15 protein-coding genes are annotated in these 20,921 nt (G+C 69.2%); 12 read left to right on the forward strand and 3 right to left on the reverse strand.

Annotated features, from left to right (window positions below; translation table 11 throughout):
- Positions 1-103: 103 nt before the first annotated feature.
- Complete coding sequence (locus tag RTU05_RS10710) at positions 104-1,630, reverse strand: tryptophan halogenase family protein (RefSeq protein ID WP_312598128.1); 1,527 nt, start codon at positions 1,628-1,630, stop codon at positions 104-106.
- A 133-nt stretch (positions 1,631-1,763) separates the two neighbouring features.
- Here RTU05_RS10710 and RTU05_RS10715 point away from each other — a divergent pair, with 133 nt between their 5' ends.
- The 3 genes from RTU05_RS10715 to RTU05_RS10725 all read left to right on the forward strand — a co-directional run bounded on the left by RTU05_RS10715 (position 1,764) and on the right by RTU05_RS10725 (position 6,827).
- Positions 1,764-2,816, forward strand: coding sequence for a LacI family DNA-binding transcriptional regulator (locus RTU05_RS10715; RefSeq protein WP_409411617.1), 1,053 nt, complete (start codon positions 1,764-1,766; stop codon positions 2,814-2,816).
- A 150-nt stretch (positions 2,817-2,966) separates the two neighbouring features.
- Positions 2,967-5,492 (forward strand): exo 1,3/1,4-beta-D-glucan glucohydrolase, encoded by a 2,526-nt coding sequence (locus tag RTU05_RS10720; RefSeq protein WP_312598132.1) that lies wholly within the window; start codon positions 2,967-2,969, stop codon positions 5,490-5,492.
- 27 nt (positions 5,493-5,519) lie between these two features.
- Positions 5,520-6,827 (forward strand): cation:proton antiporter, encoded by a 1,308-nt coding sequence (locus tag RTU05_RS10725; RefSeq protein WP_312598134.1) that lies wholly within the window; start codon positions 5,520-5,522, stop codon positions 6,825-6,827.
- A 42-nt stretch (positions 6,828-6,869) separates the two neighbouring features.
- On the opposite strand, the gene RTU05_RS10730 is transcribed toward RTU05_RS10725, so the two are convergent.
- Positions 6,870-8,726, reverse strand: a complete 1,857-nt coding sequence (locus tag RTU05_RS10730) for a glycoside hydrolase family 9 protein (protein WP_312598136.1) — start codon at positions 8,724-8,726, stop codon at positions 6,870-6,872.
- A 199-nt stretch (positions 8,727-8,925) separates the two neighbouring features.
- On the opposite strand from RTU05_RS10730, the gene RTU05_RS10735 reads away from it, so the two are divergent.
- The 6 genes from RTU05_RS10735 (at position 8,926) to RTU05_RS10760 (ending at position 17,736) form a co-directional block, all read left to right on the forward strand.
- On the forward strand, positions 8,926-10,167 hold the full coding sequence (locus RTU05_RS10735) for an MFS transporter (protein ID WP_312598138.1): 1,242 nt from the start codon (positions 8,926-8,928) through the stop codon (positions 10,165-10,167).
- 60 nt (positions 10,168-10,227) lie between these two features.
- Positions 10,228-11,478 (forward strand): TetR family transcriptional regulator, encoded by a 1,251-nt coding sequence (locus RTU05_RS10740; protein ID WP_312598140.1) that lies wholly within the window; start codon positions 10,228-10,230, stop codon positions 11,476-11,478.
- A gap of 273 nt (positions 11,479-11,751) precedes the next feature.
- On the forward strand, positions 11,752-13,977 hold the full coding sequence (locus RTU05_RS10745) for a TonB-dependent receptor domain-containing protein (RefSeq protein WP_312598142.1): 2,226 nt from the start codon (positions 11,752-11,754) through the stop codon (positions 13,975-13,977).
- Between the two features lie 58 nt (positions 13,978-14,035).
- On the forward strand, positions 14,036-15,346 hold the full coding sequence (locus RTU05_RS10750; protein ID WP_312598144.1) for a serine/threonine protein phosphatase: 1,311 nt from the start codon (positions 14,036-14,038) through the stop codon (positions 15,344-15,346).
- The gene (locus RTU05_RS10755; protein WP_312598145.1) at positions 15,343-16,914 is read left to right on the forward strand and encodes an alkaline phosphatase D family protein; all 1,572 of its coding nucleotides are present in this window, start codon (positions 15,343-15,345) and stop codon (positions 16,912-16,914) included. The genes RTU05_RS10750 and RTU05_RS10755 overlap by 4 nt, the downstream gene beginning before the upstream one ends.
- Positions 16,915-16,938: 24 nt before the next feature.
- Positions 16,939-17,736 carry a phosphatase PAP2 family protein gene (locus RTU05_RS10760; protein ID WP_312598146.1) on the forward strand — a complete coding sequence of 266 codons (798 nt, stop codon included), beginning with the start codon at positions 16,939-16,941 and terminating at the stop codon, positions 17,734-17,736.
- Positions 17,737-17,750: 14 nt separating this feature from the next.
- Here the strand turns inward: RTU05_RS10760 and RTU05_RS10765 are convergent, their stop codons facing one another.
- Positions 17,751-18,134, reverse strand: coding sequence for a hypothetical protein (locus tag RTU05_RS10765; protein ID WP_312598147.1), 384 nt, complete (start codon positions 18,132-18,134; stop codon positions 17,751-17,753).
- Positions 18,135-18,354: 220 nt separating this feature from the next.
- On the opposite strand from RTU05_RS10765, the gene RTU05_RS10770 reads away from it, so the two are divergent.
- From RTU05_RS10770 to RTU05_RS10780, 3 genes are read left to right on the forward strand one after another with little or no spacing between them, the layout of a single operon-like run.
- Complete coding sequence (locus tag RTU05_RS10770) at positions 18,355-18,690, forward strand: hypothetical protein (protein WP_312598149.1); 336 nt, start codon at positions 18,355-18,357, stop codon at positions 18,688-18,690.
- Entirely contained in the window at positions 18,690-19,370 is a 681-nt protein-coding gene (locus tag RTU05_RS10775; protein ID WP_312598151.1) for a response regulator transcription factor, read from the forward strand. The genes RTU05_RS10770 and RTU05_RS10775 overlap by 1 nt, the downstream gene beginning before the upstream one ends.
- On the forward strand, positions 19,367-20,806 hold the full coding sequence (locus tag RTU05_RS10780; protein ID WP_248118487.1) for a sensor histidine kinase: 1,440 nt from the start codon (positions 19,367-19,369) through the stop codon (positions 20,804-20,806). Before RTU05_RS10775 ends, RTU05_RS10780 begins: the two co-directional genes overlap by 4 nt.
- Positions 20,807-20,921 lie beyond the last annotated feature (115 nt).

The raw sequence follows: 20,921 nt of genomic DNA on the forward strand, positions 1-20,921 counted from the left end.
TCGACCGTCACCGCATGGCCGTCCGGCACGGCGCGGGCCAGCAGGGCGGCCGCCGCCCAGGCCGCCAGCCCGTCGCCTTGAACCCGCCAGGTCTTCGTCGCCATCAGACCGCCCCCCGCATGGGCCGACCCTTGGCCTGAATGAAGTCCATATGATCCGGCGTCCCGTCCACCGCGCCGCGAACCGCGTCGCGCAGTCCGGCCAGCTTCGCCGAAAGCCTGACCGAATCCAGCCGCTCCACGCGCGGGTCCCAGCCCCGCGGCACGATGTTCTGGCCGATCAGCACGGCCAGCCAACTGGGCGGATGAAACACGCCGACGTCATAGTGGGGCAACAGGCCGCGCGACACGAAGGCCTCGACCTTGGCCGACAAACTGTCCGGCCAAGCCATTTCGCGCATCGCGCGCCAGAAGGGCTCGTCACGCTGGTTGGCGACATAGTGCAGGACCAGGAAGTCGCGGATGCGGTCGAACTCCAGCGCCATGATCGCATTGTATTCGCGCGCGTCGTCCGCCATCCCCGCTTGATCGGGGAACAGGTCGAGCAGGGTCGTGACGCCCAACTGGATCAGATAGATGCTGGTCGACTCCAGCGGCTCCAGGAACCCGCCCGACAGGCCGATGGCGACGACGTTGCGGTCCCACAGTTTGCGCCTGCGCCCGGTGCAGAACGACAGACGACGCGGCTCCGCCAGCGCCGGCCCCTCCAGGTTGGACATCAGCGTCTGTCGCGCCGCCTCGTCCGAAAGATGGGCCGAGGAGAAGACCAGGCCGTTGCCGGTCCTGTGCTGAAGCGGAATCCGCCATTGCCAACCGGCGGGACGGGCCGTCGCACGCGTATAGGGACCGACCGGCGTCACTGTCCGGCACGGCACGGCGAAGGCGCTGTCGCAGGGCAGCCAGTGGCTCCAGTCCTCGAAACCGGTGTCCAGCGCCTGGGTGATCAGTCGCCCGCGAAAGCCCGAACAGTCGATGAACAGGTCGCCTTCGATGCGTCGTCCGCCTTCCAGCGTCAGGGCCGTGACATGGCCGGTCTCGGCGTTCAGATGATGCTCCACCACCTTGCCCTCGGTGCGGACCACGCCGCGTCCGCACGACACCTCGCGCAGGAAGGCGGCGTAGAGGCTGGCGTCGAACTGGAAGGCGTAGGAGAAGGTGGACAGGGGCGAACCGGCGTCCGACGTCGGCCGCTGGAACCGGCAGGCTTCCGCCGCGCGCACCGGATAGCTGTAGTCGTCCAGCGGCGTCGGATCGCCGCCCGCCCGGCGCGCGGCCCAGACCTGGTGGAAGTCGATCCCCTCGATCGGTTCGCCATAGGCGCCGAAGGGATGGATGTAGGCGTCGCCCGGCCGTCCCCAATCGACGAACTGGATGCCCAGTTTGAACGTCGCCTGGGTGCGGTCGATCAGGGCCTGTTCGTCGATGCCCATGGCGGTGTTGAAGGCGCGGATGTGGGGCAGGGTGGCCTCGCCCACGCCGACGATGCCGATGGCGTCGGACTCGATCAGCTCGATCCCGACGCCGCGCCCCGCCAGCCGATGCGACAGGGCGGCGGCGGTCATCCACCCCGCCGTGCCGCCGCCGAGAATGACGACCCGTTTGATCGAGCCCTGATCTTTGATCGTGTCCATGCGGCTTCGTATCAGATGAAATCGGCCCATGACAGCGCAGGACAATCGGCCGACAATATACGTTCGCGCGACATCGCTATTCCCGTCTTCAGTGCTAAGAACGATTGCAGCGGATGGTGTTCGGGGGCGGAACTTGGCGACGGTGACGATCTATGACGTGGCGGCCAGGGCCGGCGTCTCCATCAAGTCTGTGTCGCGCGTTCTGAACAACGAGCCCAATGTCAGCCCGTCTCTGCGCGCCAAGGTCGAGGAGGCCGCCACCGCGCTCGGCTATCGGCGCAGTCTGTCGGCGCGCAGCCTGGCGGGCGCCTCCTCGTCCCTGATCGCCGTCCTGGTCGACGCCGACCTGACCATCGAACACTGGAAGAGCGGCCGGGGCAGCGACTATCTGGGCCGTCTGGAGTTCGGCGCCCTAATGGAGGCGCGTCAGGTCGATTATCACCTGATGGTCGAACTAGTGGATCACAACTCGGGCGATCTGGAGCGGGACCTGATGGCCCTGCTGAACTCGATCCGGCCCGAGGGCGTCATCCTGACACCTCCCAATTCGGACAACGCCATGGTCATGGATGTGCTGGACGCCGCCGGCACCCCCTATGCCCGGATCGGGCCCGAGGCCGCTTTCGATCGCGGCTATTGCGTCGAGATGGACGAGCGGCGCGCCGCGCGCGAGATGACCGCCCATCTGATCGCCCTGGGTCACGACCGGATCGGCTTCGTCACCGGGCCGATCGCCTATGGCGCCAGTCGCCGTCGCCTGGCCGGCTACCGCGACGCCATGGTCGAAGCCGGGCTGGAGGTTCAGGCCAACTGGGTGGTGGAGGGCGATTTCACCTTCAGGTCGGGAAACGCGGCCATGGACCGGCTGCACGAGGCCGCGCCCGAGATCACCGCCGTCTTCGCCAGCAACGACGACACCGCCCTGGGGGTGTTGCATGGCGCGGCGCGTCTGGGCCTGTCGGTTCCGGTCGACCTGTCCGTCGCCGGCTTCGACGATTCGCCGGGCGCCGGGTTCAGCACCCCCGATCTGACCACCATCCGCCAGCCGGTGGCGGAGATGGCCGCCGCCGCCGCCCAACGGCTGATCCCGCCTCTGCGTCGCCTTCTGGCGGGCGACCCGAACGCCCGGGTCATCGTCGCTCACGACCTGATCGCCCGCCAATCCACGGCGGAGCGTTCACGCTGAGATCATCGGCCAGCCTGTGTCTTGACAGCGCTGTCATCAGTTTGGCACAGTCGGATCGTCCACTGTTTGTCGGACGTCAGCATTGGCCTGAATGCGCGCCGCCGGGGTTGGCTTGGGCGGCGCCGGGGCCGTAAGGATCGGGCCTCGTCCATGCGAAAGACCGCCACCGCCTTGGTGATCACCCTGATGTCGAGCGCCTGCGCGGTCGCCATGCCCTCTCGTCCTGTTCCGGTTCAGGCGGTGACGGCCGAGGCGTCGATCGTGACGGATGCGGCGCGGGCCCATCCGGGACTTTGGCCCCGTGCGGCGTCGCCGGCGGCGATGACGGATCGGGCGACGGAGGCGTTCGTCACCGAGCTGATGAGCCGGATGACGCTGGAGGAGAAGGTGGGCCAGACGATCCAGGCCGACATCGGCTCGATCAAGCCCGAGGATCTGCTGACCTATCCGCTGGGGTCCATCCTGGCGGGCGGCAACTCCTCGCCCGGCGGGGACGAGCGCGCCTCGGCCGACAAATGGGTCGAACTGGCCCGGGCCTTCCGCGCGGCGGCGGCCCAGCGGCCGGGCGCCAAGGTTCCGCTGATCTACGGCATCGACGCCGTGCACGGTCACAACAACATCGTCGGCGCCACCATCTTTCCGCACAACATCGGCCTGGGCGCCGCGCGCGATCCCGACCTGATCCGCCGCATCGGCGAGGCCACCGCGCTGGAAGTGGCGGTGACCGGCGCCGACTGGACCTTCGGCCCGACCCTGGCCGTGCCCCGCGACGACCGCTGGGGCCGCGCCTACGAAGGCTATGCCGAGAACCCGGAGGTGGCGCAAAGCTACGCCGGCCCCATGACCCTGGGTCTGCAGGGGACGCTGTCGGCCGACCATCCGCTGACGGCCGGCCATATCGCGGGCTCGGCCAAACACTTCCTGGCCGACGGCGGCACCACGGGCGGCAAGGACCAGGGCGACTACGCCGGGTCCGAAGAAGAGATGATCCGCACCCATCTGTCCGGCTATCCCCAGGCCATCGACGCGGGCGTTCTGTCGATCATGGCCAGCTTCTCCAGCTGGAACGGCGTCAAACATTCGGGCAACGAGACCATTCTGACCGACGTGCTGCGCGGCCCGCTGGGCTTCGACGGCTTCGTGGTGTCGGACTGGAACGCGCACGGCCAGCTGCCCGGCTGTTCGAACGAAAGCTGCGCCCTGGCCTTCAACGCCGGCATCGACATGTTCATGGCGCCCGACAGCTGGAAGCCGCTCTACGCCTCGACCCTGGCCCAGGTGAAGTCGGGCGAGATCCCGATGGCCCGACTGGACGAGGCCGTGCGCCGCATCCTGAGGGTCAAGGTCAAGACCGGCCTGTTCGACGACGCCCGCCCGGTCGAGGGTCGTCTGAACGAACTGGGCTCGCCCGCCCACCGCGCCCTGGCCCGCGAGGCGGTGCGCAAGTCGCTGGTGCTGCTGAAGAACGAGGGGTCGGTCCTGCCGATCCGGTCCGGCGCGCGGGTGCTGGTGGCGGGCCACGCCGACGACATCGGCCAGGCGTCGGGCGGCTGGACCCTGACGTGGCAGGGCACGGGCAACACCAACGCCGACTTCCCCAACGGCCAGTCGATCTGGAGCGGCATCCGCGAGGCGGTGACCGCCGGCGGCGGCCAGGCGACCCTCAGCGCCGACGGATCCTTCACCCAGAAGCCCGACGTCGCCATCGTCGTCTTCGGCGAGACCCCCTATGCCGAGTTCCAGGGCGACGTGGACACCCTGGACTTCCTGCCGACCGAACCGCTGGAGACGCTGAAGCGCCTGAAGGCGGCGGGCGTGCCGACCGTCTCGGTCTTCCTGTCGGGCCGTCCGATGTGGACCAACCCGGAGATCAATGCGTCGGACGCCTTCGTCGCCGCCTGGCTGCCGGGCACGGAAGGCGCGGGCGTCGCCGACGTGCTGATCGGCGATGCGGCCGGCAAGCCGCGCAACGACTTCCATGGAACCCTGTCCTTCAGCTGGCCCAAGACCGCCAAGGGCGAGCCGCTGAACGTGGGCCAGCCGGACTATGACCCACAGTTCGCCTATGGCTACGGCCTGACCTACGCGCGGCCCGTCCGCGTCGGCGCCCTGTCCGAGGACAGCGGCGTGGTCAGCACGGGCAGCAGCCTGGACCGTTATTTCGTCGATGGCCGCTTCGTGGCCCCCTGGTCGCTGATGCTGCGCGACGCGGGCGGCGATTTCCGCCTGGGCGCCGAAAAGGCCGGGGCCAGTCCGCGCGGCGGCGTCTCCGTGCGCTCCACCGACGGCGCCGGTCAGGAATCGGCCCGCGCCCTGGCCTTCTCGCCGGCCGGCGGCATGGCGATGATCGTGGCCCAGCCCGTCGACCTGATCCGTCAGTCCAACGGCGAGATGGCCATCGCCTTCCGCTATCGCGTCGACGCCGCCCCGGTCGCCCCCGTGCACCTGGCGCTGGGCGACGGACAGGTGGACCTCACCAGCCTGTTCAAGGCCGCGCCGCTTGGCGAATGGCGGACGCTCAAGGTGCGTCTGTCGTGCCTGCGCGACGCCGGCGCCAATCTGGCGGCGGTCGAACAGCCCTGGGGCCTGCGTTCCAACGGCGCCTTCGGGGTCACGGTGGAGAATATCCGCCTCGCCTCCAACGAGGGTGATACGGTCTGCCCGACGACGCGATAGACGTCCTTCGGGGGAGGGGGCTGGACGATGACGAACGCTGAGCTGAGCGTCGCCTTCTTCCTGCAGATGGCGATCATCGTCGCCGCCTGCCGGATCGTGGGCTGGCTGGCCAACCGCTGCCTGGGCCAGCCCCAGGTGGTGGGCGAGATGATCGCCGGCGTGATCCTGGGGCCGTCGTTGCTGGGCCTGTTGTCGCCCGATCTGCAGGCGGCCCTTTTCCCCAAGGAGTCGCGCTCCATCCTGTTCGTCGGCGGTCAGCTGGGCGTCGGCCTCTATATGTTCCTGGTCGGTCTGGGCTTCCGGCGCGATCATTTCCAGGCCAACGCCAAGAGCGCGGCGGCCGTCTCCCTGGCCGGCATGGCCGCCCCCTTCCTGGTCGCCGTCGCCATCGCGCCCTGGCTGGTCTCCATGGGCTTGTTCGGCGGGGGCGTCGCCACATGGCAGGCCATGCTGTTCATGGGCGCGGCCATCTCCATCACCGCCTTTCCCATGCTGGCGCGCATCATCCATGAGCGGGGGCTCAGCGGCACCCGCCTGGGGTCGCTGTCGCTGGCGGCCGGCGCCATAGACGACGCGGGCGCCTGGTGCGTCCTGGCCGTCGTCCTGGCCAGTTTCGGGGCCGGGCCGATGGTGGCGATCGCGGCGATCTGCGGCGGCGGCGCCTTCGCCCTGTTCATGCTGGCCCTGGGACCCAGGCTCTTGGCGCCCCTGGGTCGGATCGCCGAGCGCGAGGGGCGGGTGGGGCCGACCCTGCTGGGCGTCGTCGTGATCCTGTTCATGGCCAGCGCCTGGGCCATGGACGCGGTCGGGGTTCACGCGGTTTTCGGCGGCTTCATCCTGGGCGTCGTCATGCCGCGCGGCCTGCTGGCCCAGGACGTGCGGCGTCAACTGGAGCCGCTGGTGGTCCTGTTGCTGCTGCCGATGTTCTTCACCTTCTCGGGCCTGAACACCCAGCTGACCCTGGTCGACAATCTGGGACTGGTCGCGGTGACGGGGGTCATCCTGATCGGCTCCATCCTGGCCAAGGGCGGCGCCTGCTGGGCCGCCGCCCGCCTGACGGGTCAGGACAACGCCACCGCCCTGGGCATCGGCGCCCTGATGAATGCGCGGGGGCTGATGGAGCTGATCATCATCAACATCGGGCTGCAGCGCGGCGTCATCGGCCCGGCCCTGTTCTCGATCCTGGTGCTGATGGCCATCATCACCACCCTGCTGGCCTCGCCGATGTTCGAATGGGCCTATGGGCGAAAGGCGCGAGCGCGCGGTGATCTGGGCGGCCTGGACCAGGCGGATGACGACTTCGCGGCCCGCGCCGCTCCTGCCCCGAAAACCTGAGAAGCCATTGGCCCGCCGCGCGATCGCAGCGGGCCTTTCGCTTCAGTGATCGTCGATGAAGGCGGCGACCCAGACCAGGGGCGCGTTCCAGTTGATGGCCACTTCGTTCAGGGCGTAGGCGTTGATGTCGTCGGCCCAGCAGGTCTGGGCCGCGCATTTGCCGACCAGGGTCTTGGCCACATCGTCGATCATGGCCTGATTGTTCGGCCCGCCCGACAGGGCGCCCGCCGGGGCCAGCGGATAGGCCGGGTTCGCCTGATGCGCCCAGAACCGATGGTGCGGGTTCTGGACCGGCCGGTCGCCATAGCCCGTCACATAGGACCGATCCAGCGGATTGCGGCCCAGCACATAGTCCAGGGACCAGATCACCGCGTTGCGGAAATTCCAGTCGCCGGTGTAGTCGAAGGCCGAACCCAGCACGACCGCCCGGCTCATCAGGGCGCCGTTCGATCCCCACTCGTATGTCTCGCCCGCGACCGGCAGGCCGTAGCCCTGGCCATAGCCGGCGTCGACATAGGTCCGGGCCGCCGCCACGATGTTGGCGCGCACCTTGACCAGGTCTTCCTCGGGCAGCACGTCCGGCACGGTGGCCAGGGTCAGCGAGCCCAGCGCCGCCGTCCACGAATAGCCCGGATCGCCCGTCGCGCTTCTGCCCGATGTCGGGCCGCCCAGATAATAGGGCGAGGTCTTCAGCGCCGTCATATAGGCGGGATTGCGCGTGGTGGCCAAAAGCTCGGCCGTCGCCCAGTAGAATTCGTCGGAGAAGTCGTTGTCGCCATAGGCGCCGCCGCCGGCGAAATTCTCTCCGGCCCGCACGTCGCGATTACGTAGGGCGGCGCGGAAGGCGCGCTGCGACGCGGCCAGGCATTGTCGGGCGAAGGCGGGGTCGATCTCGCGCCAGATGCGCGCGCACTGGGCGCCCACGGCCGCCAGGTTCAGGGTGGCCCCGGTGCTGGGCGGATACAGCAGGCGCGTCTCGTGATCGTCGGCCGGGGCCAGGGGAATGCCGGTCCAACGCGCGTCGTGAACCTTGTGATGCGCCATGCCGCCGGCGTCGATCTCGGTCAGGGTCAGGGGCTGGCCCGGCGTCTGGGCGCCGACGGGCACGCGCAGCTTCACCCCGTCGGGAATCTGCATCTTCAGCAGGAATTCGATCTCGTAGCGGGCCTCGTCCAGCAGGTCGTTGACGCCGTTTCCGGCCTCCGGGATGCTGACCTTGCCGTCCGCGAAGGCGTCCGCCCCCGGTCCTTTACGCGCCATCGCCCGCTCATAGGCGTTCAACAGCATCCAGACGGAAATCCCGCCGTTGACGACATATTTGCCGTGGTCGCCCGCGTCGTACCAGCCGCCGGTGACGTCCAGCGTATAGTCGCAGCCCGGCCAGACCACGCCTGCCTGGTCCGCGCCCGAGAAACAGGTCGCCGTCTCGTGCGGATGCCCGGCCGCGCGGGCCAGATCGGGCCGCGCCACATGGGCCGCCAGGATCGGCACGCCCGCCCGGTTCTGATAGAAATAGGCCAGGGCGTCGTATTTCAGCCGGGCGTGGGGATGCTGCCGGATCGTAAAGGGGCGGCTCTCGTGCGAGCCGACGATCAGCCGATAGCCCTCGCCGTCCGTCTGCAGCGACTGGAAATCGACCGTATGCACGGCCTGGCCCGAGGCGGCGTCCTGGCCGAAGACCTTGGACGTTCCTTGCGCCACGGTGGCGCCCGCCCGATCCACGACGCGCCAGGGCAGGGGGCGTGTGGCCCGATCCTCGACCGTCGCCGTCTTCGGACCTTGCGTCTCGAACCCGACCTGGCTCATGCGCACGGCGCCGGCCTCCGGTTCCGCATGGGCCGCGCCGAAGGCGGCCGCCAGGGCCAACGCCGCGACGCCGGCCGTCAATCTCTTCCTCACCCCAACCTCCCTCAAGGCCATTGTCTTTCACGAACGACGGCGATCCACGCCAGCATCCCTTGCAAAAACTCTAGCATCTGACAGCGTTGTCACAAGGGGCGGTCTGATCGCATTATGTTGCAGCCGTTCAGGCCGTCTGACGCCATGATGGCGCTGGAAAGCGCGCCGGGCCTCGTGCCATAGAGGCGAGGGCCGTTCGATGCAGGAGGGCGAAGTTTCCAGCCGTTCCCAAACCCGCCGCACGACCCTGGTCCTGGCGGCCTATCTGGTGCTTTTCCTGGCCGCCTTCGTCGGCCTGGCGCCCCTGTTCCAGATCGTCGCCCCGCTGCACGCCGCCGGTCTGGACGCCAGGGCCAAGACCGAGATCCTCAGCCGGGCCATGGTCTGGGGCGCCGTCACCGCCGCCGTCGCCAATATCGCCATGGGTGCGATCAGCGATCGGACCCGCTCTCGGTTCGGTCGTCGTCGGCCCTGGATCGCGCTGGGCGCCGTGCTGACGGTGCTCAGCTATGTCGGCATCTGGCGGTCTGCGACGCCGGGCCAGTTCGTCTGGGCCATCATCGGTTTCCAGCTTGCGTTCAACGTTCTGATGGCGCCGCTGTCGGCGGTGTTCGCCGAGCGCGTGCCGCTGGCCCTGCGCAGCACCGTCTCCGCCCTGATGGGCCTGTCCTACCCCCTGGCGGTCGCCCTGGGGTCCAGCCTGATGGCGCTGGGGCCCCAGCACGAGCCGGGACGGCTGGCGGTGCTGAGCGGCATATTGCTGGCCGCCGCCGCCCTGTTCCTGATCGTCTTCGACGAACCCGCCTCGACCGGGGGGCCGCACAGCGAAGCGCCCCGACCGGCGGCGCGCGGGGCCTTCTTCGATCCGTTCCGATCACGGAACTTCGTCGTCGTCTGGACCTGCCGTCTGCTGATCGCGACGGGATATGCGCTGGTCAGCGTCTATCTGCTGTATTTCATCACCGATGCGGTGGGGTGGGCCGGTCGCACGCCGGAAAGCGCCCATGCCCTGCTAACCGGCGTCGGCTTCGGCGGGGTCGTGATCGTCGCCGGCCTGGTCGCCCTGTTCGGTCGGCGCATCCGTCGCCGCCAGCCGGTCGCCTTCTTCGGGGCCGCGCTCCTGTGCGGCGCGACCCTGGCCCTGGCCCTGACCCAGTCCTGGATCGTCGCGGTGATCGCCTTCGCCGCCTATGGCCTGGGCCAGGGCGCCTATGGTTCCGTCGAGATGGGGCTGATGGCCGACGCCCTGCCGTCGCGGGAGAACCGGGGGCGGGACATGGGGCTGAACAATCTGGCGGTCGCCCTGCCTCAGGCCCTGGCGCCCATCGCCGCCCTGATCCTGGAGCGCGCCGACATCGACGTCCGGGGACTGTACATCGCCGCCGCCGCCTGCTTCGCCTCGGCCGTCGTGGTCGTCGGACTGTTTCGTCGGCAGGCTTGATCGCAACGCCCCGACCCCGCATGACATGACGCCTTTCCGCGCACTTCGGCCTAAGGACCCATGTCGATCAGCCAGAGCCACAGTCGCGCCGTCGAAGCCGCGCTCATTCTGGACGCGGCCATCGAGCGGGCCGCCGCCGAGGGGCTGCACAGCCTGACGCTTCGCGACCTGGCCCAGGCGGTGGGCAAGAGCACCACCGTCATCGTCAATCTGTTCGGGGCAAAGTCCGGCCTGATCCAGGCCGTGGGCGAGGAGGCGCTGCGGCGCGATGCGGCCTTTCACGACGCCTTCTTCGGCTCGGTGGCGGGTCTGCCGCTGGCGCGCGACGGCCTGCTGGCCCTGGCCCAGACCTATCTGGGGCATCGGGTGGCGGACGACGCGGGGTTCGCCCGCATCTGGGAGGCCCTGCTGCTGGACGCCGAGCCGGCCCCGGAGCAGCGTGACATGGTGGGTCGCTGGCACGCCATGCGCTGCGCCGCCTGGCGTCGGCATCTGGCGCGCGATGCGCGGTTGGACGGGTTCGTGGAGCCCCTGGTCGCCTGGCTGACGTTTGAACAATACTATGCGGGCGCGCTTCGCGGCCGGGCGGACTATGGCGTCGTCGCCGCCGAGGGATTGGGGGCGATGGTCGATCGCGCCTTCGGCCTCGCCGATGGTCCGCCTACGGCGACCTTCTGGTATCGCGACGCCATGGTCCTGCCCCAGGCGCCCGCGGGGGACGCCGAGCCGGAGGCCATGCGGCGTAAGCTGCTGGACATCGCGGCGGACCAGATTCTGGCCGGCGGCATCACCGCCATCACCAATCGTTCGGTCAGCGCCGTGGCCGCGACCTCGACCTCGACCATCGCCTATCACTGGCCGGACATGCGCCATTTCGTGCTGGACGCGGTCTGGCACAGCGTGTTCCGCGACATGCCCGGCCACCTTGCGGGCCATACGCCGGACGGCGACCCGGCCGGCGTCGATCTGAATCGCTGGGCCGCCATCATGGCGCCGACCGTGGCCATCGGGCGCGAGGCGGAGGGCTTTTACGTCAGATACGCCCGACTGATCGCCAGCATCTGCATCGAGGCCCGGCGCGATCCGTCTTTGCGCGACCTGGCCATGCTGCTGCGCGGGCCGGAGGGCGGCGGCACCTATTACAAGCGAACAGGCGTCTGGCCGGCCGATTTCGACCTCAACCGTCTGGCGGCCACCCGCTTCGCCCTGTGGATCAAGGCCGAGGCCCTGCTGGCCTGCGCGCGCGGTCGGGCGCTCGATGAAGACGCCCTGAAGACGGCGGCCTGCCTGCTGGTTGCGCGACAGTCGTAGCAGAACGCGCGTTACCGGCCTGTTGTGGATGGTTGGTCTTCATCTGACAAAAACAGTTCCTACAAGCGTCACAAAAGCATCGTCCGTGCGGCCTATTGCGGCATCGTTGTCGAACAGTTGTTTTTCAGACGCGACGAAGACGCTCCAGGCTCGCCTCCCCCGGGCCGCGCGCGTCTCGACCAAAGCGTGGATCAGGCGGCTGTTCGACGACATCCCGAAACACATCGACACGCGAGGGCGGGGGCCCCGCGCGTCGCCCGATGGATGGTCAAAATGAAACGTCTTCTTCTCGGCGCCTCGGTCGCCGCGCTCACCCTGGCGGCCCTGCCCGCCGTCGCCCAAACCCAGTCCGAGGCCGCGACCGCATCGGTCGACGACGTCATCGTCACGGCCCAGCGCCGCGCCGAATCCTCGCAGAAGGTCGGTCTGGCCCTGACCGTCATCTCGGGCGAGACGCTGGACGACCGCAACATCCAGACCGTCAACGACCTGGAGAACACCGTCCCCAGCCTGGAGGTCGACAGCCAGCTGGGCGGCGGCCAGCCCCAGTTCCGCATTCGCGGCGTCGGCCTGACCGACTATGCCGCCAACAACACCTCGACCGTGGGCATCTATGTCGACGAGGTGGCCTATCCTTACGGCGTGATGACGCAAGGTCTGCTGTACGACATCGCTCGCGTCGAGGTGCTGCGCGGGCCGCAGGGCACGCTTTACGGCCGCAACACCACCGGCGGCGCGGTCAGCGTCATCACCAACGCCCCGACCGACCATGTCGCCGCCGGCCTGAACCTGAGCTACGGCAGTTATGACGCGGCCAAGCTGGAGGGCTATCTGTCGGGTCCGGTCGCGGAAAACCTGACGGCTCGCCTGTCGGTGGCGGCGGAATCGGGCGGGGCGTGGCAGTACCATCGCGACACCGGCGAAAGCCTGGGCGACAAGGACACCAAGGCCGCCCGCCTGCGCGTCAACTGGACCCCGACGGCCCAGACCGACATCGACCTGAACCTGCACTACAGCCGCGACCAGTCGGACGGTCGGGGCCTGCGCCTGATCACCAGCCCCTTCACCGCGGGCGGCGGCCGGGTCTATCCGATCGATACGTCGCACCGCATCACCGGCTGGGGCATCAGCCCCTATTTCGCCCAGCTGATCGGCGCCTCGCCCAACGCCAAGCCGTTCCGCGACAACGAGGGCAAGGGCGTCAGCCTGCGCCTGAACCAGGATCTGACCTGGGCGACCCTGACCGCCATCGCCAGCTATGAGACGTTCGACCGCAACGAGTTCAACGACTGGGACGCCACCGCATCCAACGAGGCGGGCACCTTCTTCTTCAACGACATCGAGACCTCTTCGCAGGAGGTTCGCCTGGCCTCGCCGACCGGCGGCCGCGCCCAGTGGCTGGCCGGCGTCTATCACGCCAACGAAAGCGTGGACGGCGGCTTCTACTCCGACTTCTCGCAGGCCCGGACCCTGGGCTTCTACATGAGCACCACCTACGGTCAGAAGGTCGAGACGACCGGCGTGTTCGGCAATTTGGACTACAGGCTGACCGACCGCCTGACCCTGGTCGGCGGCCTGCGCTACGAGGATGAAAGCCGCGAACTGAACGACTTCAAGACCGAAATTCTGGCGCCGACGCCTTCTGTCCGGGCCACCGCCTCCAAGTCGCAGTCGATGCGCGAATGGACCGGCAAACTGGGCGTCGAATATACGATCAGCGACGACATCCTGACCTACGCCAACGTCTCGCGCGGCGTGAAGTCGGGCGGTTTCACCACCTACAACAGCGGCCTGCCGGACCAGCTGGAGCCGTTCAAGTTCGAAGAGCTGATCGCCTATGAGACCGGCGTGAAGTCCAGCTTCCTGGACCGCAAGCTGCAGTTCAACGCCGCCGCCTTCTACTACGACTACCGCGACCAGCAGCTGCAGGGCGTGCTCTACACCCAGACCGGCCGCGTGGGCCGGATGATCAACGTGCCCAAATCCCACATCCAGGGCGCGGAGATCGAGGCGGTCTGGCGGCCCCTGCCCAACCTGACCATCACCCAAGCCCTGGCCTACAAATACGGCGAATACGACGAGTTCTTCTTCGTCAACGCCACGGCGACCGAGGCGGCCAAGGACCCGGTGACGGGCCAGTACAACACCATCGTCTACAGCGACCGCGCCGGCGAGCGGCTGCCCTTCCCCAAATGGGACTACAAGGGTTCGATCGCCTACGACTGGCAGATGGGCGACTGGGGCGTGGAGGCCCAGACCAACTACGCCTTCCGCGACGAGAAGTTCTCCACCTCGTCCAACTCGATCATCGACTCCTACTGGCTGGTCAACGCCGGGGTGACGGTGCGGCCGATGAACGGGAACTATGCGTTCGGCGTCTATGTGAACAATCTGACGGATTCCTACTCCGAGGAATCGCGCAACCGCTTCATCTCGGCGGCGACGGGTTCGCCCAATCCGCCGCGCACCTGGGGCGTGCGCCTGAGCTATCGTTACTGATCCAATCCGGGCTTCGGTCACCAGGCCGAAGCCCATCCTTTCGCCGGGAGATCGCGCCGTGCAAACCCTTTGGAAACGCCTGACCTGCGCCCTTCTGGCGGGCGGGATCGCCCTGGTCTCGGGCGCGGCCCTGGCCCAGCCGGCGCCCGGCCGGTTCACCATCGCCGTCATTCCCGACACCCAGAACTATGCGGACTTCACCCATCAGCGCGCGGCGGGCTTCCCCTTCGACGCGCGCGACATGATGACCGAACAGCTTCAGTTCATCGCCGATCACGCCGTCTCGCGCGGCGGCGACATCGTCTTCGCCACCGCCGTCGGCGACGTGTGGCAGCATCCGGTCCTGGCCATCGACCCCGACCATGCCGCGCGCGGCTTTCGTCCCCGCCCGGCGCCCGTCGGCGCCGATCTGGACAAGGTGGCCGAGGGCGTGCGGACGGTCGAGATTCCGGCCTCCATCGCCGCATACGACCGCATCGACGGCGTCCTGCCCTTCTCGGTCGTGTCGGGCAATCACGACTACGACGGTCAGTGGTGGGACGAACAATGGCCACAGGACCTGACCGCGCCGGCCGGCGACCTGCGCCGACTGGGCATGATCCATATCGGCGGCCTGACCGCCTGGAACCGGGTCTTCGGGGCGGAGACGAAGTTCTTCAAGGACCGTCCCTGGTATGTGGCCTCTCACGACGGCGGCGCCGACAGCGCCCAGCTGTTCGAGGCGGGCGGTTATCGCTTCCTGCACATCGGCCTGCAGATGGCCCCGTCTGACGCCAGCCTGAAATGGGCCGAGACGGTCATCCACGCCCATCCGGGTCTGCCGACCCTGATCACCACCCACGACTTCATCGACAAGACCGGCCAGCGCCGCGCCCATCCGGTGGTCGATCTGCACGCGCTGGACCCGTTCGACAACGACGCCCAGGGGGTGTGGGACAAGCTGATCGCCCGCAATCCGCAGATCTTCATGGTCCTGAGCGGCCACCACAACGGCCAGGCCTTCCGCACCGATCTCAACCGCCAGGGCGGCGCCGTCCATCAGCTGCTGTCGGACTATCAGGACCGCAATCAGACCGCGTTGGATGCGGGTCTGGCGCCGGATCGCGCGCCGGGGATCGGCGACGGCTGGATGCGGCTGATGACCTTCGACATGACCGGCGAGACGCCGACGGTGCGGGTGCGCGCCTATTCGACCCACTATCGTCAGTATGCGTCGGACCAGCCGGAATACGCCCGCCGCTACAAGCAAAACGAACAGCCCCAGATGAGCGACGCCGACTTCGTCGCCAGCGACGACTTCGTGATCCGCCTGGAGGACTTCCGCGCCCGCTTCGGTCCGGGCGCCGCCGCCGGGAGCGCGGGCCGATGAGCGTCCTGAACGCCGGATTCTCCCGCCGCGCCCTGATCGGGGGGCTGGTCGCCGCCCCCGTCGTGCTGCGCTTTGGCCGGGCCCAGGCGGGCGGCGCCTATCTGTTCCCCCTGGGCGTCGCCAGCGGCGATCCGTGGCCGGACGGTTTCGTACTGTGGACGCGCCTGGCCGCCGATCCGGTCGCGCCCGACGGACAGGGCGGTCTGGCCGCGCCCATCCCGGTGCGCTGGGACGTCGCCGCCGACGAAGGCTTTTCCCGCATCGTCGCCTCGGGCCAGGTCACGGCCGAGGCCGCCGACGCCCATTCGGTCCATGTGGAGGTTCAGGGCCTGACCCCCGGCCGCCCCTACTGGTATCGGTTCACCGCCGCCGGTCAGCGCAGCCCGGTGGGCCTGGCCCGCACGGCGCCGGCGCCGAACGCGGAGGTGGATCGGCTGAAGCTGGCCGTCGCCTCCTGCTCGAACTGGGAGGTCGGATACTTCAGCGCCTATGGTCATATGGCCGACGAGGCGCCGGACCTGACCCTGTTCCTGGGCGACTACATCTACGAATACACCCGCACCGGGGCGCGGGCGGCCAATATCGTGCGCCCCTACGGGTTCGAGGACGCCACCACCCTGGCCGGCTATCGCAACCGCTATGCGCTGCACCGGACCGATGCGGATTTGCAGCGTCTGCACGCGGCGGCGCCCTGTCTGGTGGTCTGGGACGACCATGAGGTGCTGGACAACTATTCCGGCGTCTGGGCCGACAAGGGCGGTCGGCCGGACGATTTCCTGCGCCGCCGCGCCGCCGGCTATCGGGCCTTCTACGAGGCCATGCCGATCCGCCGCACCCGCCTGGATCGCCGCCTGCAGATGCCGATCCACAAGCGCGTCCGCTATGGCAAGCTGGCCGAGTTCTTCATGCTGGACGGGCGCCAGTATCGCTCGCGCGGGGCCTGTGTGGACGAAGGCGGCGCCAGGGGCCAGATCGTCACCGACGCCCAGTGCCTGGACCGCGTGGACCCGTCGCGCACCTTCCTGGGCTTCGAGCAGGAGCGCTGGCTGTACGACGGCCTGGCGGGCGCCGAGGCGCGCTGGAACATCCTGGGCCAGGACCTGGTCATGGCCGGTCTGCGGTTCGAGAACCCCAACGGCGAGACCCGCTACTGGACCGACACCTGGGACGGCTTCCCCGCCGCGCGCGACCGCATGACCCAGGCGCTGCACACGATCAAGCCGCGCAACCCGGTGGTCCTGGCCGGCGACTACCATTCCTTCTGGACCAACGATGTCCTGCTGGACAGCCGCGACGAGCGTTCGCCGGTGGTCGCGACCGAGTTCGTGGGCACCTCCATCACCTCGGGCGGCCCGCCCTACGACAGTCTGATGGCGGCCATGCCGGCCAATCCGCACATCAAGTTCTTCGACAGCCGCGTGCGGGGCTACATGTCGATGGAGGTCACGCCCCAGCGGATGACCACCCGCTATCAGGCCGTCAGCGACGTGCGCGATCCCAAGGCTTCGCTGTCCACCCTGAGGACCTGGGTCGTCGAGGACGGCCGTCCCGGCGCCCAGGTCGCCTGAGTTTCCAAGAGTTTCAGAGTTTCCATGCGTCTTTCCCTCTTCGGTCGCCGGTCTACGACGGCCGCCCTGGCCCTGGCCCTTGTCGGCTGCGTCTCCGCCCCTGCGCCGAACCCCGTCTTCTGGACCGGCTTCCGCGATCATCCGCACGGCTATCTGGACAAGGGCCATGCGCCCGACGCCTCCGTCTTCCTGCCGCCGCCGCCCGAGGCGGGATCGCTGAGGGCGCAGGACGACCTGGCCTATTACCGCGCCACCCGCGCCCTGAAGGGCACGGCCCGCTGGGACCAGGCGCGCGCCGACAACGAGATCGAGACCCCGTCCGCGCCGCGCGTGTTCGACCAGGCGCTGGGCGTGGCCTTCGTTCCCGAACGTATGCCGACCCTGACGCGGCTGCTGGGGCGGATGCTGGGCGACCTGGAGACGATCCAGACCCCGGCCAAGCGCGGCTTCATCCGTCCGCGCCCCTTCGTGTCCGAGCCGGCCGAGACCTGTTTCGCGCCCGAGCCGTGGCTGGCGGCCAGCGGCTCCTATCCGTCCGGCCATTCGGCCCTGGGCTGGGCCTGGGCGCTGGTCCTGTCCGAAATGGCCCCCGACCGCGCCGACCAGATCCTGGCGCGCGGCCTGGCCTATGGCGACAGTCGGGCGATCTGCGGCGTCCACTACGCCAGCGACGTCGAGGCCGGCCGCATCGTCGGCGCGGCCCTGTTCGCCGCCCTGAAGGCCGACCCGGCCTTCCAGGCCGACTTCGCCGTCGCCGCCCGCGAACTGGCCCAGGCGCGTGCAACGACGCGCGCCCCGGCCGGATCGACCGGGGCGCGCTGAACCGCCGAAGGGTTTCAGCCGCGCCAGTGGTTCCGGTCGCCGCGCTCGTAGCGGATCTGGGCCGACAGGCGGTCGAAGCGGCGGTCCAGGTCGGCGCGCTCCCATGCGGTCAGGCCGCCGCGGCGGTAATTGGCCTCCAGCCGCAGCAGGCTGTTGAACTCGCCACGCAGGCGAACGGCTTCGCGGCGGCTGAGCTGGCCGGTGCGGACGCCCCGGTCGATGCGGCGATCCAGATTGGCCTGGCGGGCGTTGATCGACTGCCAGGCGCCATGGCCGGGCTGATAGGGGCCATGGTGCGGCGGGGGCGGCGGCGCCGGACGGTGGTAGGACTGGGCCATGGACGGGGCCGCGACCGAGACGGCGGCCAGGATCAGGGCGGGGGCGACGAGCTTGCGCATGATGGGCTCCTTCAAGGACTGCGCCGGTCGGAAACGGCCAGCGTCGACCCGACAGGACCATCCCGGGCCTGAGCCCGATCTGAACGGCGGCGATCAGGCGGCGTTCATCGGGATGACCGGATCGACAGGTTTGCGCGATCCCCGGTTTGGCGCACGGCGTCGGTTGACCTATACGAGGCATTCAGCACCCGTTCAGATCAATGGGGCTAGATCGGTCGCCATGTCCCGCAAGCTCGCCAGTCCCATCGTCGCCGCCCAGGCCCTGATCATGGCCCTGGCCTTCGCCCCTGTCCTGACCACGGAGGCGGCCGCCCAGTCGCGCGATCAGGACCCGCGCTCGCAGGATCGCGGCCCGCGCGTCAGTCCCGACGAGGCGCGGCGTCGCGGCGGCGAGGCCGGGGGCGGCCGTCCCATCGACACCCAGCCGCGCCGCGACGGCAACTACTCCGTCCTGGTCGAACGCGACGGGCGCGTGCGAGAGGTCGTCGTCGACGGCCAGACGGGCCAGGCCCGCCAGGGTGGTCCCGACAACACTCAACGACGCAGGCCCAACTGATGCGCGTGCTTTTGGTCGAGGACGACGCGGACCTGTCGCGTCAGCTGAAGGCGGCGCTGGGCGACGCCGGCTATGCCGTGGACCACGCCCCGGACGGCGAGGAAGCCCATTATCTGGGCGAGAACGAACCCTATGCCGTGATCGTGCTGGACCTGGGCCTGCCCAAGATCGACGGGGTGTCGGTGCTGGAGCGCTGGCGGCGCGAGGGCAAGACCACGCCGGTCCTGATCCTGACGGCGCGCGGCGCCTGGTCGGACAAGGTGGCGGGCTTCGACGCGGGCGCAGACGACTATCTGACCAAACCCTTCCATACCGAGGAGCTTCTGGCGCGTCTGCGGGCCCTGCTGCGTCGCTCGGCGGGCATCGCCTCGGCGACCCTGTCGTGCGGGGGCTTGCGGCTCGATCCCCGCGCCGCGCGGGCCAGCGTCAACGGCGAGCCGCTGCGACTGACGTCGCTGGAGTACCGGCTGCTGCATTACATGATGATGCATCAGGGCCGCGTCATCAGCCGGACCGAACTGGTCGAACATCTGTACGACCAGGATTTCGACCGGGATTCCAACACCATCGAGGTCTTCATCGGCCGGGTCCGCAAGAAGGTGGGGCCTGACCGGATCGAAACGGTGCGCGGCCTGGGATACCGGCTGACGCCGCTGGCGGGCGAATCCGAACCGGCGTGACCGAGGCGCCGGTCGCGAAACGTCTGGACTGGGGGCGCTGGTTCGGGCGGCCGGGCCGGTCGCTGACGCGCCGGCTGATCTGGCTGGCCTCGGCCTGGATCCTGGTGGCCCTGGTGATCGCGGCCCTGGTCCTGACCCAGGCCTTCCAGGAATCGGCCCTGCGGCGACTGGGGGCCACGCTGAACGAGACCATCGACGAGATCGTGGTCGCCGCCAGCCGCACCCCGCCCGGCGACGTGTCGCCCCAGATCCAGGACGCCCGCACCCTGCGCCTGCTGTCGGGCAAATACTGGCAAATCCTGGAGGTGCGGCCCGACGGGCGGTTGGTCAATCTGGCGCGCTCCAACTCGCTGTGGCGCTATGATCTGGCGCTGCCGCCGGACCTGCCCCGGCGGCTGGACGCGGCCTTCGGCGACGTCATCACCTTCAACACGACCGGCCCCAAGGACGACGCCGAGACGCGCGAGCCCCTGCGCGTCGCCGCCAGCATGAAGTCCATCCCCCGGCACGAACATCCGATCATCTTCATCGCCGCCGTGGACCGGTCCGAGGTGGACGCCGACACGCGCCAGTTCGCCCATGTCGCCTGGATCGCCCTGCTGATCCTGGGGCTGGGGCTGGTGTCGGCGGTCTTCATCCAGGTGCGGATCGGGCTGCGCCCCCTGTTCGACCTGCGCGACGAGATCGCGGACGTCCGCAAGGGCAGGTCGGCGCGGATCGGCCGATCCTATCCGCTGGAGATCCAACCCCTGGCCGAACAGGTCAACCGCCTGCTGGACCATAATCAGGAGGTGGTCGAGCGCCAGCGCACCCACGTCGGCAACCTGGCCCATGCGCTGAAGACGCCGATCTCGGTCATGCTGGCCGAGGCGGGGACGCAGGAGGGGCAACTGCCCGAACTGGTGCGGCGCCAGACCCAGGTCATGCAGGGCCAGGTGGACCACCACCTGCGCCGCGCCCGCGCCGCCGCCCGCGCCGCCCACGGACTGGGCGAGACGACGCCGGTGCCCGAGGTGCTGGACGAACTGGCGGTCATGATCGAACAGGTGTTCCGCACCAAGGGGGTCGAGATCGACTGGCGCGCGCCCGACGACCTGGCCTTTCTGGGCGAGCGGCAGGACCTGCAGGAGATCCTGGGCAATCTGATCGAGAACGCCGCCAAGTTCGCCCGGCGCCGGGTGCGCGTCTCGGCCGGCGGCAGCGGTCTGGGCCAGATGATCCTGGTGGTCGAGGACGACGGGCCGGGCCTGCCCGCCGACCAGCGCGACACGGTCATGCAGCGCGGCGCCCGGCTGGACGAAAGCGCGCCGGGGTCGGGCCTGGGCCTGTCGATCGTGGACGACCTGACCCGCGCCTACGGCGGGCGGCTGACCCTGGCGGACAGCGACATGGGCGGGCTGAAGGCGGTGCTGGAGCTGCCGGCCGCCCAGAGCTGACGGGCGACGGGCGGGAGCCTTTGCCGTCCAGGCGGCGTTCAGGGGCTTCGCGCCGCCGGAGACCCGATGACCGCCGTAGAGACCCTGAGACGCGCCGCCGCCGGCCTGAGGCGCA

The sequence above is a fragment of the Brevundimonas sp. genome (assembly GCF_032017145.1).
Lineage (GTDB): Bacteria > Pseudomonadota > Alphaproteobacteria > Caulobacterales > Caulobacteraceae > Brevundimonas.

Coding starts and splice junctions, on each gene's coding strand:
- RTU05_RS10710 (WP_312598128.1), bottom strand. CDS start 1,630: ATGGACACGATCAAAGATCAGGGCTCGATCAAACGGGTCGTCATTCTC.
- RTU05_RS10720 (WP_312598132.1), top strand. CDS start 2,967: ATGCGAAAGACCGCCACCGCCTTGGTGATCACCCTGATGTCGAGCGCC.
- RTU05_RS10725 (WP_312598134.1), top strand. CDS start 5,520: ATGACGAACGCTGAGCTGAGCGTCGCCTTCTTCCTGCAGATGGCGATC.
- RTU05_RS10735 (WP_312598138.1), top strand. CDS start 8,926: ATGCAGGAGGGCGAAGTTTCCAGCCGTTCCCAAACCCGCCGCACGACC.
- RTU05_RS10740 (WP_312598140.1), top strand. CDS start 10,228: ATGTCGATCAGCCAGAGCCACAGTCGCGCCGTCGAAGCCGCGCTCATT.
- RTU05_RS10745 (WP_312598142.1), top strand. CDS start 11,752: ATGAAACGTCTTCTTCTCGGCGCCTCGGTCGCCGCGCTCACCCTGGCG.
- RTU05_RS10755 (WP_312598145.1), top strand. CDS start 15,343: ATGAGCGTCCTGAACGCCGGATTCTCCCGCCGCGCCCTGATCGGGGGG.
- RTU05_RS10760 (WP_312598146.1), top strand. CDS start 16,939: ATGCGTCTTTCCCTCTTCGGTCGCCGGTCTACGACGGCCGCCCTGGCC.
- RTU05_RS10765 (WP_312598147.1), bottom strand. CDS start 18,134: ATGCGCAAGCTCGTCGCCCCCGCCCTGATCCTGGCCGCCGTCTCGGTC.
- RTU05_RS10770 (WP_312598149.1), top strand. CDS start 18,355: ATGTCCCGCAAGCTCGCCAGTCCCATCGTCGCCGCCCAGGCCCTGATC.
- RTU05_RS10775 (WP_312598151.1), top strand. CDS start 18,690: ATGCGCGTGCTTTTGGTCGAGGACGACGCGGACCTGTCGCGTCAGCTG.